The sequence below is a fragment of the Chitinophaga silvatica genome, assembly GCF_003419895.1.
Classification (GTDB): domain Bacteria; phylum Bacteroidota; class Bacteroidia; order Chitinophagales; family Chitinophagaceae; genus Chitinophaga; species Chitinophaga silvatica.
Genome location: NZ_QPMM01000002.1, coordinates 393,592 through 406,870 on the forward strand (window position 1 = coordinate 393,592; position 13,279 = coordinate 406,870).

The window sequence follows — 13,279 nt, forward strand, 5'->3', positions numbered from 1 at the left end:
CGACTGATTTAGTTTAGCAACATTTGATACATAATTTTGACTTACAGACTGCGGTACCGGCACATGCGCCGGCACCACAGCGCGTTGGTTTTGGATTTCTATGGCATAGGAATTCCTTGCAGGCCTATATCCTGCTGTTTTGAAGTTGGCATGATCATGACTTTTTCCGGCTGATAAATTTGATTCTACATTATTGGCATCCTCGTCCCCACAGTTTTACAATTCTATTTGTCTCATCTATATTGAAATGTATATTATTGACATCACATAGTAATGTGAGTATTTCATTCAACGGTTTATTACTGTTAAATGTAGCACTGTAGGTACATGATTTTAATACCTGATCTTTAAATTCGAAGCGAACGTTATACCAACGTTCCAGAACAAGTGCTATAGCTTCTAAAGGTTGCGTATCAAAACTAAGTTCACCGTCTTTCCAGGAAAAGGCATCGGCATTATTTACTTTACTAAGAATACCTTTCCCATCCTGCAGGTTGTAGGTTAGCCTTTGACGTGGCTGTATGGTTGCAAGGGTAGAACTGCTATCAGCTACCTGTACTTTTCCTTCTGCTACTGCAACCAATATTTTATTTTCTTTACTATATGATTTAACGTTAAATGCAGTACCCAGCACCCTTGTATTAATTGAGCGTGTAACAACAATGAAGGGCTCTCCGGCCGAAGACTTTACATCAAAATAAGCTTCCCCATCGAGCTCAATTGTTCTTTTCTGATTGAAGCTTTTAGGATATCTGATTGTGGTAGCAGCATTCAGCCAGACAACAGATCCGTCAGGGAGTTGAAGTTGCCTGATTTTTCCGGTAGGGGTGCTGACGGTCAGATATTCAACCGGCTTCAAAGATAACAGGTAAACTCCTGCACTGATCAATATTAATATACTGGCTGCAGCAGCTATACGACCAATGGAAAAACGCTTTTTCTTACTGGTTGTAATATGCTTCGTTAAGCCGGCTGCTACTCTCTCTTTTACCTGTTGTAACTCATTTACATCATCACTTACCCATTCCACTGTTTCTGGTTCATTGTTCCTATACCAGTTTAGTAATTGCTCTTCTTCTTCAGGGGTGGCTTTTCCCTGCAGGTATTGAGATATTAAATATGATAATTCTTCCTGGTTCATTAGTGATGATGTACTTATATAGTGTTATGAGAAAGGATAATCCCTTAGTGAGATTTAAAAAAAAATTACACTTGAAAAGTATAGAGTATTATTAGTATCAGTATCAGGAGTAAAGTTTTAAATTGGCGGAGAGATGATCTTAATATTTTTAAAGCTTTCGTCAGATGAGCTTCAACAGTTTTAGGAGAAATATTAAGCGTGCTGGCAATCTCATTTACAGGTAATGCTTCTTCCCGGCTATATCTGAATACCAGCTGACATTTTTCGGGAAGTTTGGATACAACGCCTTTTATATATTCATCCAGGAATCTTGCTTCAATAAGTTCTTCATCGAATTGTACCGATGGTTGGATGTAATTGGCTGCGGCGAGGGATTTACGGCGTTTATTTTTGAGGAGCTGATTGAAGATCGAGAATTTTACCGCTGTTGCCAGATAGGCACCAATATTTTGGATATCTAATATTTCTCTTCGATCCCATAATTGCATGAAAACCTCCTGCAATACTTCTTCGGCTGCTGCTTTATCTTTAGTATAGTGATAAGCCATTGCAAGTAGCTTGCTCCAATATCGGTTGTAGATAGTGGTGAATGCTGCTTCATCACCTGTTTGCAACAAGATGCTTAGTTGTTCGTCCGTAAGTTCATTCAAGCGGCCCATAGGCATTCGGTTCCTGCGACGGAAATAGCAATTTAGAATGGTTACGGTTAAATGTACAAAAAGAAATTTTTAAATCAGAGTAGTGATAAGTTCTTAGAAATAAATTTCACCTCGGAGATAAAGTTTAGCCTGGCCTCCGATTTCTACCCTGTCGCCAAGCAGTTTACAGGTAAGAACTCCTGTTCGTTCCGAAAGCTGAATAGCTGTGAAGCTTTCTTTATGTAATTGCTTAGCCCAATAAGGTACAAGGCTGGTATGTGCCGATCCGGTAACCGGGTCTTCATCCACTCCTACTGCTGGCCCAAAGAACCTTGATACAAAATCTGTATTCGTACCTCTTGCGGTAATGATAACCCCTCTAACCGGTAGTTTTTTAATCTCTTCCAGGCTAGGTTTCATTTTTTTGATATCCTCTTCCTTATCGAAAATAAGCATGATATCAGTTTTACCTTTGAAGGCAGCTATTGGCTTCACTTCAAATGCTGCCAGCAATTCCGGAGGCGTAGTTATCTCCTCCAGGGTATCTGCCGGAAAGTTTAGCATTATGATCTCTCCATGTTTGGTTACCGGTAATTCTCCGCTTCTGGGAGAATAAAAATTGATCTGGTTGCTATCGTGCCCTTCCAGGTGGAATAAAACATAAGCTGAGGCAAGGGTAGCATGGCCACAAAGGTCGACTTCCACTTCAGGTGTAAACCATCTGATTTCATATCGATTCCCTTTTTTAATATAGAAAGCTGTTTCTGCCAGATTATTCTCTTTTGCAATTTTCTGCATGATATTATCATCCAGCCAATTAGGAAGAGGACAAACGGCAGCCGGATTTCCTTTAAATATTTTATCTGCAAAGGCATCTACCTGGTAAATCTTGTAGCTCATGGTTGATGTTTTATTGAGGTATCAACAAAATATGAAGGATCAGGTTTATAGATTTTCCACAATTTACAAAAAGTAGGACGTATAGATTAATTATTATATTTTACCTGCATATTTATATCTAATGAAATATCCCATACTTACACTTTTAGTATCAATTATTTGGGCCTGTAATGTTAAGAACCCCAATAAAGGGGTTAATTCTACACCAGCAATCCTGGAAGCAGGTGAAACTGCCGACTGCGTATTTGATACAAGTAGTTATAAGTTTACATCGGAGAAACTGTATTCCTATAAAAGCGATATTAAGTTCTTTTGGGATAGTACCAATCAGGAGGCAATAACTGTACTTAATGATACAGATAGTCTAAGTCTGCATATCGGAGGCTGTAACCATTTTGGATATTATGTAACCTTTTCGACAGATTCTTCTGCTTATTTGAATAATGAATTTTTATTAAGAAAATCGAGTTGATTAGCCGCTACATTTCTGAAGGATGGGTTTGATACTTATTTTAGTAACGGAATTGAAAAAAGATCCTTTGAAATTGATTCCAGTAAGGTAAATGAAAAATATATTAAGGTAAATACTTCAGACACGAGTATTACAGATCATGTTTATGATTTAATTTCCATTCAGAAGAGAAATAATCGTACAGTGATTTCCGTGGGAGGGTATGTCAACTAATTAAAATTTAATAAACGGATGCCTTTAATTTAGGTATACTGATATAGAAATTGGCAAAATGAAGTCTGAACTTTTATAATATGATAAGTTAATTGACTTTTTTATATTGATAAAAACCCTTAATTTTTTTATTGAGGAAAGTGCCCTTAGAGCTTGCCGATTTCATTTCAAGATATATTTCTTCAGGAACCTGGATATAATCGTAGATCATTCCTGAAACGAAAACGATTCTCAGGGTATGTGTTTTAGCCTTATAAACCATATGTGCAACTACAGACGATGGCATAACACAGAGGCAACAATTACTGTGCTATTCCCTGAGCTGGGAAATAATTATTTTATCTATGGTCTTATCTGTAAATATTTTGCGCATGAATAAAATAGGTTTGGCCATGTAACCAGCGGAATATCTGGTGGCTGGTTTGCGGGCTTCAATTGCCTTAAGGATGAGGTTAGCAATGATTTCAGGAGCAGAGTTTTTCGTAAGTGTTGCCCTAAAGGCTTTGGCAAATCGTTCTATCAGTAACTGGTAATTACTTTGATTGGCCGATTTCATCAGGTTATCATAGGTAATAGTTCCCCATTCAGTTTTTATTCCACCAGGTTCTATCACAATTACATCTATGCCAAATGATTTTACTTCATTTCTAAGAGAATCACTGAGCCCCTCCAATGCAAATTTGCTGGCATGATACCAGCCTCCTAATGGAGTGGCTATTTTCCCACCAATAGAAGAAATATTGACTATTTTCCCCCAGTGTTGCTGTCGCATGTAGGGGATAACTTGCTGAATTAAGCGGGCTGCGCCAAACAAATTAACATCTAACTGGTACTTTGCATCTTCAATTGACACATCTTCAATGGCACCATATTCGCCGAAACCGGCATTATTTATAAGAATATCTATTCCTTCCGCTTCCTTTGTTATATGTTCAATGCCGCTTAATACTTCTGACTCTTTGGTAACATCCATTTCCAGTGTTTGGATGCCTGCATTGCGGAGGTCCTGCATTTTATCCAATCTGCGGGCAGCTCCGTATACTTTATAATCTTTTTGTGCCAGCAACAATGCCGTTGCTTTACCAATTCCTGAAGAGGCTCCTGTAATTAATACTACCTTGTTCATGAATCTTTTTTGATAAAACAACTTGGATTTTCAAATGGTTGATTTAAAGGCGCAAAGCGTTACTCTTTGCGCCTTTATTTGAATGTTACTTTTTACCCGTTGTTGGTATCACCTTCTTTATGGTACCATCTTTATTATAGTAGAGCTTATCTACACAAATTGAACGTAGCCAGTCGTGATGCGATATTGAACTATTGTGATAGAAAGCATACCACTGCCCTTTATATTCCACAATACTTCCATGGTTGGTATAGCTATCGGTAGGGTCCATATAAATACCGCGATAGGTCCAGGGGCCTAATGGGCTCTTACTGGTAGCATACCTCATCTGATTGTGTTTACCATCTACATCATGATTGTCGGAATACGAGAGGTAGTAAATACCTTTTCTTTTATGTACCCATGTTGCTTCATGAAAATCTTCCAGTCCTTCCATTTTCTTCATCTCTCCATCAATTTCAATCATATTATCCTTTAGTTTCCCACCTTTACAGGTACCACCGCCTCCGTAGTAGAAGTATGCCTGTCCGTCGTCATCTATAAAAACTGTAGGGTCGATCATCGATTCCAGGCCCTGGATATATCCCTGTACCTGGAAGTCACTGGCTGGTTTCTTACTGGTAGCAACCCCGATTTTCCAGGTATTGTTCCATTGGTCGCCCGACCCGGTTGGATGCGGGAAATAGAAATAATACGTTCCATTCTTATACACACAATCGGGAGCCCACATGAATCCACCTTCTTTTCTGCCCCATGGAACCTGGCTCGAACGAAGAATTTCTCCATGATCTTTCCAGTGGATCATATCATCAGTTGAAAAGACATGATATTGATCCATCAGGTCACATCCTCTTGGGGGGTCTATATCATGTGAAGCATAAACATATAATCTACCATCGGCCCAAACGTGTGCAGAAGGGTCGGCAGTATACATATGAGTAATAAATGGATTAGACTGGGCTTGGGAAGTAGAGGGAATGCTCATGCCTACGGCCAGCACCAAAGCGGTAGACTGAAGAAATTTTGCAGTGGAATTAAGCAATTGTTCAGTTGTCATCATAATAATTATTAGGGCGTTAAAATTAGAGTTGATGACCTAACAAATGCGCTAATTTTTAGCAAATACTACTAATTGGGGCTAAAAAAGATAAGGTATTTAGATATTAAATAATTTGTTCCTCGCCAGTATGGAAGCTCCAATAACTCCTGCCTTACTTCCAAGCTTCGATAAACGGAATTGAGTATCGTTGTTTACTTTGCTTAAGGAATATTTGTTGATAGCACTTTTTAATGGAAGAAAGATACATTCGCCGGTTGTGGATAATGCACCTCCAAGAATGATCAATTCAGGGTTATAAAGGTTAATCAGGATTGCAATTCCTTTTCCAAGTTTCTCCCCAATTTCCGAAACCAATTCCATCGCCAGGGTATCATCGTTATTGGCGGCTTCTAAAATATCAGTTATACTTATCTGTTCCGGGTCTTGTATTTTTGAGGTAATAATAGAAGCGGCACCCGCCTGGAGCCGTTCTTTAAATTGACGCTCTAATGCGAGCCCGGAGGTTTCTGTTTCCAGGCAACCTTTTTTCCCGCAATGACAAATTATTTCGTTATCAAAAAAAGGAATATGTCCAAACTCCCCGGCATAACCGGATTTGCCATAGTGCAATTCTCCGTTTATCATTATTCCCAAAGCAATTCCATAATCTGCATTTACAAAAATTACTTCTTTCTCATCTTTAACAGATCCGCTGCAAAATTCTCCGAATGCCATAGCCCTGGAGTCATTTTCTATATAAGTTTTAATACCTAATCTGTTTGTGAGAATCTGTGTTAATGGTTCTTCATTAAAATAGAAAAAACTGTAACTATATCCGGTCCGGTAATTTATTCGCCCTGATATATTAACACATACACTATAAATCCTCTTTGAAATACCCTTGAAATCTTTTATAAACCGATTGATAATTGCACACATTTCATCGAACGACTGGGAGGTATTGGCTAACTGGTATGGGATGCCTTCCTGAAATTTGACCAGGTCTTTCTGGAAATTGAGTAATCCTATATTAATGTGATCATGTTTTACCTCTACTCCAAGAAATAAAAGAGAGTCGGCAGCCAGGCCATATAAATTTGGCCGGCGTCCTACTGCTGATTCCGTTTTTCCGTAGTCCATTACCAACTCTGAGGTTATAAGCTCTGTAATCAATTCCGTGATCTTCGGAGAGCTTACATTCAATATCTTACTTAAATCGGCAATGGTGCTGTTACCATGGTTGGCGAAATAGGAAAGGATATTCTTTTTAAGTTGAAGGTTTTTATATGCTACGCCGGAAATTTGCTCATTATACAGGTCATTTAAAAACGAATTATTCGTTGCCATCTGCTTGCTGCTACTTTTTGGTTGCTTGTTAGAACAAATTAAAATTTTTTAATCAAATACCCATTGTTTTTTACAAACTAATTAATCTGGGGCATGATAATTTTGTAGTTAATAAAAAAAATTTACAACTACCTTGGTTTTAGTAAAAAAGGTTTTTAATTTAGATTGATCGACTTTAATTCCACCTTATGAAGGCGCAACTGTTACTGGTAGCTTCTATTTATTAGGTATACACGCTATTTTTTATCAAACTCTATATTACTATGTCAGCAGTGGACACATTACAAATCAATAGCAAAGGAACAATGCAAAATACTTTTGATGTTATTGTTATTGGTTCTGGAATCAGTGGCGGTTGGGCCGCAAAAGAACTTTGCGAAAAAGGACTGAAAACACTGGTGCTGGAAAGGGGCCGGGATGTTAAGCATCTTAAAGACTACCCCACTGCTACCAATAATCCATGGGATTTTCCACATCGTGGCCGCCTCCCACTGGAAGTAAGTAAAGAAAACCCCATTGCCGGTAAATGCTATGCATTCAATGAAACATCCTCCCACTTTTTTGTAAAAGATAAAGAACATCCATACATCCAGGAGAAACCCTATGATTGGATCAGAGGCTATCAGGTAGGAGGGAAGTCACTCATTTGGGGCCGCCAAACCCAACGCTGGAGCCAATTTGAATTTGAGTCTCCCGCCCGCGACGGTTATGCGGTTGACTGGCCTATCCGCTACTCCGATTTGGCTCCATGGTATAGCCATGTCGAAAAGTTTGTTGGAATTAGTGGCAATAAAGACGGATTAATCAATTTACCGGATGGCGAATTCCTTCCGCCCTGGGAATTGAATTGTGCAGAAAAACATATCCAGCAAAAGGTAAAAGAACAGTATAAAGACAGACACGTAATTATAGGGCGCTGCGCCCATCTGACCCAACCTCAGGAAATTCATTTACAACAGGGTCGCGGCCCATGCCAGGCCAGAAGCCTATGCGAACGCGGATGCCCATTTGGCGCATACTTCAGCTCCAATTCCTCTACTATTCCCTGGGCCGAAAAAACCGGTAACCTGACGCTGAAACCCGATGCTATCGTACATTCTATAATCTACGACGAAGCAAAAGGAAAAGCAACCGGCGTAAGAGTGATTGATGCACACACAAAAAAGACGACTGAATATTTTGCCCGCGTCATCTTCCTAAATGCTGGTACGCTTAATACCAATCTGATTCTGCTTAATTCTACTTCCAAACGATTTGCCAATGGACTAGGTAACGAAAATGATCTGTTGGGAAGATATATTGCTTTTCACAATTACAGAGGAAGTATTGGTGCCCGGATGGAAGGTTTTGAGGATAAATACTACTACGGCCGCCGTCCAACCGCCGCTTTTATTCCTTCTTTCAGAAATGTATTCAAAAGAGATATGGACTTCCTCGGTGGCTATATGATGTACTATGGTGTTAGCAGAGCCGGCTGGGGAGATGCATTCGGAAAAGATGGTATTGGTGCCGGCTGGAAAGATGGTCTTGGTGAACCAGGTACATGGTCTGTATACATGGGGATGCAAGGTGAAACTATTCCTAAACACGAAAACCATGTACGCCTGAGCACCGACCAACGCGATGCCTGGGATATGCCTTTACTGATCACTTCTATCGGGTATGATGATAATGATGTTATGTCGATGAAAGACTTTCAGACTCAAGGTGTTGAAATGCTTGAAAAAGCCGGATGTAAAGACATCGGAACCTGGGATACCAACCAGGCCCCGGGTCTTGATATTCATGAAATGGGAGGGGTGCGCATGGGTAAAGATCCTAAAACTTCCATGCTCAATAAATGGAACCAACTTCATAACTGCCCCAATGTATTTGTTACAGATGGTGCCTGCATGACTTCTGTTGGTAATCAGAATCCATCACTTACCTACATGGCAATCACCGCCAGAGCTGCTAATTATGCAGCTGAAGAAATGAAGAAAGGTAATTTGTAAAAATATTTCATAGATAAAAAGAGGGTGGGGTAAGCCCAATGCTATTAAGTTAAGGAATAGATTTTATGAATATTTGATATCTAATTGTTGGATTTATTTTCCACGGTTGCCAGCAGGGCGGGGGCAAGCCCCGCCCCTACAGAGTCACATCAAAACCATGTTTTCATCTGGTAGTTTAATTTCAATTCTGTAAAGAAATAATTCTACAATATTATAACTGTAATTCGATGTAATCCCTGTAGGGGCGGGGCTTGCCCCCGCCCTGCCTACGGTCGCAAAGGTTTTGAAAACAACCAGAAGCCCCAAATTATAGAAACAGGAACCTTTACTTAAAAGCATCAAGCTTGAAATCCTATTTCAACCACACAACTTTCTGTACAGATTCATGTTCCTGACCAATAATATCTTTATATAACGAAGGTCTTCTCGCCTGAAGATATCTGTGCCCTCCTGCCTGTGTTAGCTTTTCAGGCATAAGAACAGCAGTGGTAAAATCATCTCCCGGTTTTTTACATTCACTCAGAATATCTCCAAACGGATCAATAATCATAGAACAACCATTTTTCAACTGATCATCATCCATCCCAATAGGATTTGAAAAAACTACATACACTGCATTATCATAGGCCCGGGCAGGTAACCACTTCATCAGCCAGTCGCGCCCCTTCATGCCTTCAAATTCCAGTCTTAACGAGGTAGGATCACTTTCCCTGTTCTCCCAAAGTTTAGGGTCTACAAACCCCGCACCCGGACGGGTAGATGGAGTGCACATGGTAACATGAGGCATGAAAATAATATCTGCTCCTAATAATTTGGTAGCTCTTACATTTTCGATGATATTGTTGTCATAACAGATAAGGATACCACATTTCCAACCATATAAATCGAAGACACAATAGCTGTCACCCGGTGTAAGATGTGGATTGATAAATGGATGCAACTTTCTGTACCTGGCAACCAGGCCAGTTTTATCTACACAGATATATGCTTTGAATAGATTATTGTCGGCATCTTTTTCAAACAGGCCCGCAAGAATAGTAATATCATTTTTAGTTGCAATATTTATCAAAGCTTCAACAGAAGGACCATCAGGGATTGGTTCAGCAAGTGCCAGCATTTCTTCTTTTGATAATTTTCTGGCAAAAGTGTAACCCGTTACAGAGCATTCATGAAAGGCAATAACTTTGGCACCTTGTAAAGCTGCCTGGGCAGATAGTTCTTCTATTTTTGCAAGATTGTAACTTTTATCATTACTTCTGTTTTCGAATTGGGCGGTAGCAATTTTTAACTTTTCCATTTTTCAAAGCTAGCTGCCTTGCTAAAATTAAAAATGTACAATTCCGACATTGGGGTTGTTAAATGCGAGGAAGTTTACGGCCAGGGAGTGGGAGGAAAGATATTGAGTGGGTGTTAGCCCGGTAAATTTTTTAAATGTTTTGATAAGATGTGGTTGATCACTATATCCGGCTTCATAACTGGCCGAAGTTAGGCTCACCTTATCTTTGAGATGATGGATAAATGATTGAAGCCTTATAATATCGCAAAATCGCTTGGGTGACAATCCTATAGCTGCAGCAAATTGTCTTTCCAGTTTTCTTTCCTGCCAACCCGTATATTCAGTAAGTTGTTTTACTGTGACCATTCCTTTATTCCTGGTAATATGTTTCATCAGCAATTCCATTTCTGTATTTATAGAATTGGTTAATTGATTATGGATAAAGGATTCGAATATTTTTATTTTCTGTGAAGGAGATGATGCGGCAAATATTTGTTCTTCGAGGTGATTAATACTGTTCCCATAAATAGTATTTAAGGGAACGATTAGTTGCTGAAGTTCGGATGCTGGTATGTCGAGTAAGAATTGTAAACCAATCGGTTGTAATACTACAACCATTAATTGGGTAAAACGATCGCTATATAAATCCTGGAAATCAGAAATCTGGCCATAAATAAAAGAGCCTGATAAAGATTGCTCGCCATTGGTAAATTGGCCAACGGTGAATACAATACCTGGGTTTCCATCGGCAAATAAACGGAAATTAACCATCTCTCCTGTGGTGATAAAGAGATAATGTTTAATACAATGTTGGAATGCCGGTGATGCAGGTAATTGCATATTAAAATTTTATAAATTAATTTGCTTCAAATTTATCCATTCCTATGAATTCAAAATTAAAGGTATTTAGTTTAAGCTTTGTATTCCTTCTGATTATCACTCTTATTTTTTCATATCTAACAGCTATTTCTAAGAATGATTTTTATCTACTTGAAAACAATAATTGGTACAATGCTATTATTGTAATAACGGGTATTTTAGTAATTATATACAGTAGAAAATTTATTTATTATTCCAACTTGAGAGCTATATTAATTTGTGCTTTTCTAATGTTTATGATGTATTTGCTGGGATATAACTGGTTTCATTACCTTTATGTTTCCATTGGTGAATTTTTCAAAATGGAACATAGGTATGTATACCAATTATTATTGATTGATGGGATAACTTTTTATTGTTTCTCTATATTTTTATTGGAAACAATTAAAGGCCGCCGGGTTAAATAAACTCTTTTAAGGCTTCAACTAATGAGAATATCTCTTCTTCAGTGTTGTAGTAATGTGGCGATACCCGTACAGCCCAATCAATTCCTTTTTCTTCGAAATCTATGATAGCTACACTTTTCGAAGTAAAGTTGACGTTAATCCCTTTATCGTTCAAATACTTCTTTACTTTTTCACCTGTAGTTTTTACTGGCATTGTGAAAGTAACGATACTAGATTGAACCTTGCCCCTGTCCTGTAATGTCATGCCTGCCGCTGCCAATTCCGTTTTTAGAAGGGCTGTCAGATGTTGGTTTCTTTCCCAGATATTTTGCATCCCCAATTTCAGCGCATATTCTATGGCTACTTTACTACCAAGGATATTGGCATAAGAGAACTCCCATAGCTCAAATCTTCGAGCGTCATCCCGTGTTTTATAGTGTTGTTCATTGATCCAATCTGCGCCGCGCATATCGAGGTATAATGGAGAGAGGCCTTGTGTGAGAGCTTTGTCCGAGGCATAAAGTATACCGCTGCCTCTGGGGCCACGGAGAAATTTTCTAAAAGTGCCGCTGATAAAATCGGCTTGGGTGGATAAAGCATCTACTTCCATCTGGCCAATAGATTGACAGGCATCCAGAAGATAAAGCAAATCGTAGTTCTTTACAATATTGCCTATTTCATTTACTGGCTGAACCAATCCCGAACTTGTAGGAATATGAGTGATAGATAATAATCGGGGGTGATACTGTTTTATTTTAGCTTCCAGATCTTCAAGGTCTATTTCTCCGGTATCAGTATTATTTATTTCAACCAGTTTTATACCTATTCTTTTTTGAATTGAAAGCAAAGAGATGAAGTTAGATGGATAATCATTTTTTGACAGTAATACCACATCTCCTTCTTTGAATTCTAGAGCTGACAATGCTTTGTCATAGCTATCGGTGGCATTGGTCGTAAAAGCGATATTAGTTGGTTTGCAGCCTAACAGCCTGGCACTTGCCTCATAAAACTGTTCTACTTCCCGCTCGTGTTTGGCTGCTGTTTCATACCCTCCGTAATTTGCTTCTTCAAGAAAGTAGTTCTGAACGGCATCAATGACAGGTTGAGGCATCAGTGCCGCTCCTGCATTATTCAGGTGATTAACATGCTTACAACCTGGTGTTTCGTTTCTTAATGCTTTTATATCCATATAATTATTTTAATAAAATTTGTCTCCAAATTTAAATATAGCATATATTCCAAGGATTAGCTGAATTGGAAAAGTAACAACGTCTGCAGGTACAGATAATGGGGTTAGCCAATAACGGGCATATCTTCGTTTGGGCGACCTGCTAAATACTATAAAAACGGTGGTATCATTTTTATATTGTAGTGCCATTCTTGCTCCTTTTGCGTTATTATAGGGCCCATCCACATAAGCAGAAAAACTATTCTGTTTTGCAGGAATCCCGACTTTTTGCAGGGAGCTGTCTGATTGCATATCAATAAATCCTCTCGCCACTCTTGCTACATCTATTACAATAATACTATCTCTATTGGAGAATCGGTAATGGGATAATATTTTTTTACCGGATAAACTATCCATTGGTATACTCACATTCACGGGCACACGTCTTTCTTTATTAGATAACCGGGCTATAAAATTTATCTTTAAATTTCCCAGGCTATCCTTTTCCGCTGCTTTAATTGCAATTGCTTTCTGAGGTTGACGATCTTGTTTTGCCCGATCCAGTAAATTAGATGTTATACAGCCGCTAAGGCTTATGACTGTGAGTATAGGAATAAAAATGCGCATTGAGATATTTGGGATATTAGCTTAGGTTAAATATTGTCGTAAATGCCCTTGTTTAATGTCGTGTTTTCCCTGC

At 38.8% G+C, this 13,279-nt stretch carries 13 protein-coding genes; 2 read left to right on the forward strand and 11 right to left on the reverse strand.

What is annotated here, in order from left to right; genetic code table 11:
* Positions 1 to 190: 190 nt before the first annotated feature.
* From DVR12_RS05890 to DVR12_RS05900, 3 genes are all read right to left on the reverse strand, one after another.
* The gene (locus DVR12_RS05890) at positions 191 to 1,141 is read right to left on the reverse strand and encodes a FecR family protein (protein WP_116974591.1); all 951 of its coding nucleotides are present in this window, start codon (positions 1,139 to 1,141) and stop codon (positions 191 to 193) included.
* Positions 1,142 to 1,206: 65 nt separating this feature from the next.
* Complete coding sequence (locus DVR12_RS05895) at positions 1,207 to 1,800, reverse strand: RNA polymerase sigma-70 factor (RefSeq protein ID WP_116974593.1); 594 nt, start codon at positions 1,798 to 1,800, stop codon at positions 1,207 to 1,209.
* 93 nt (positions 1,801 to 1,893) lie between these two features.
* A complete protein-coding gene (locus DVR12_RS05900) occupies positions 1,894 to 2,679 on the reverse strand; it encodes a PhzF family phenazine biosynthesis protein (protein ID WP_116974594.1) in 786 nt (261 codons plus the stop codon).
* 121 nt (positions 2,680 to 2,800) lie between these two features.
* On the opposite strand from DVR12_RS05900, the gene DVR12_RS05905 reads away from it, so the two are divergent.
* Positions 2,801 to 3,151, forward strand: coding sequence for a hypothetical protein (locus DVR12_RS05905; protein WP_116974596.1), 351 nt, complete (start codon positions 2,801 to 2,803; stop codon positions 3,149 to 3,151).
* Between the two features lie 301 nt (positions 3,152 to 3,452).
* Here the strand turns inward: DVR12_RS05905 and DVR12_RS05910 are convergent, their stop codons facing one another.
* The 4 genes from DVR12_RS05910 to DVR12_RS05925 form a co-directional block, all read right to left on the reverse strand.
* Positions 3,453 to 3,650 (reverse strand): KTSC domain-containing protein, encoded by a 198-nt coding sequence (locus DVR12_RS05910; protein ID WP_116974598.1) that lies wholly within the window; start codon positions 3,648 to 3,650, stop codon positions 3,453 to 3,455.
* Between the two features lie 24 nt (positions 3,651 to 3,674).
* Entirely contained in the window at positions 3,675 to 4,490 is an 816-nt protein-coding gene (locus DVR12_RS05915; protein WP_116974600.1) for an oxidoreductase, read from the reverse strand.
* 85 nt (positions 4,491 to 4,575) lie between these two features.
* Entirely contained in the window at positions 4,576 to 5,550 is a 975-nt protein-coding gene (locus tag DVR12_RS05920) for a family 43 glycosylhydrolase (RefSeq protein WP_233522138.1), read from the reverse strand.
* Between the two features lie 96 nt (positions 5,551 to 5,646).
* Positions 5,647 to 6,876: an ROK family protein gene (locus tag DVR12_RS05925; protein ID WP_116974602.1), complete on the reverse strand. Its 1,230-nt coding sequence runs from the start codon at positions 6,874 to 6,876 to the stop codon at positions 5,647 to 5,649.
* Between the two features lie 263 nt (positions 6,877 to 7,139).
* On the opposite strand from DVR12_RS05925, the gene DVR12_RS05930 reads away from it, so the two are divergent.
* Complete coding sequence (locus DVR12_RS05930) at positions 7,140 to 8,870, forward strand: GMC oxidoreductase (RefSeq protein ID WP_116974604.1); 1,731 nt, start codon at positions 7,140 to 7,142, stop codon at positions 8,868 to 8,870.
* A gap of 352 nt (positions 8,871 to 9,222) precedes the next feature.
* Here the strand turns inward: DVR12_RS05930 and DVR12_RS05940 are convergent, their stop codons facing one another.
* From DVR12_RS05940 to DVR12_RS05960, 4 genes are all read right to left on the reverse strand, one after another.
* Positions 9,223 to 10,167 (reverse strand): nitrilase family protein, encoded by a 945-nt coding sequence (locus DVR12_RS05940; protein WP_116974608.1) that lies wholly within the window; start codon positions 10,165 to 10,167, stop codon positions 9,223 to 9,225.
* Positions 10,168 to 10,194: 27 nt separating this feature from the next.
* Positions 10,195 to 10,986: a helix-turn-helix domain-containing protein gene (locus tag DVR12_RS05945; protein WP_116974609.1), complete on the reverse strand. Its 792-nt coding sequence runs from the start codon at positions 10,984 to 10,986 to the stop codon at positions 10,195 to 10,197.
* 438 nt (positions 10,987 to 11,424) lie between these two features.
* Positions 11,425 to 12,600: an aminotransferase class V-fold PLP-dependent enzyme gene (locus DVR12_RS05955; RefSeq protein ID WP_116974613.1), complete on the reverse strand. Its 1,176-nt coding sequence runs from the start codon at positions 12,598 to 12,600 to the stop codon at positions 11,425 to 11,427.
* A 9-nt stretch (positions 12,601 to 12,609) separates the two neighbouring features.
* The gene (locus DVR12_RS05960; RefSeq protein WP_116974615.1) at positions 12,610 to 13,206 is read right to left on the reverse strand and encodes a hypothetical protein; all 597 of its coding nucleotides are present in this window, start codon (positions 13,204 to 13,206) and stop codon (positions 12,610 to 12,612) included.
* Between the last annotated feature and the right edge of the window lie 73 nt (positions 13,207 to 13,279).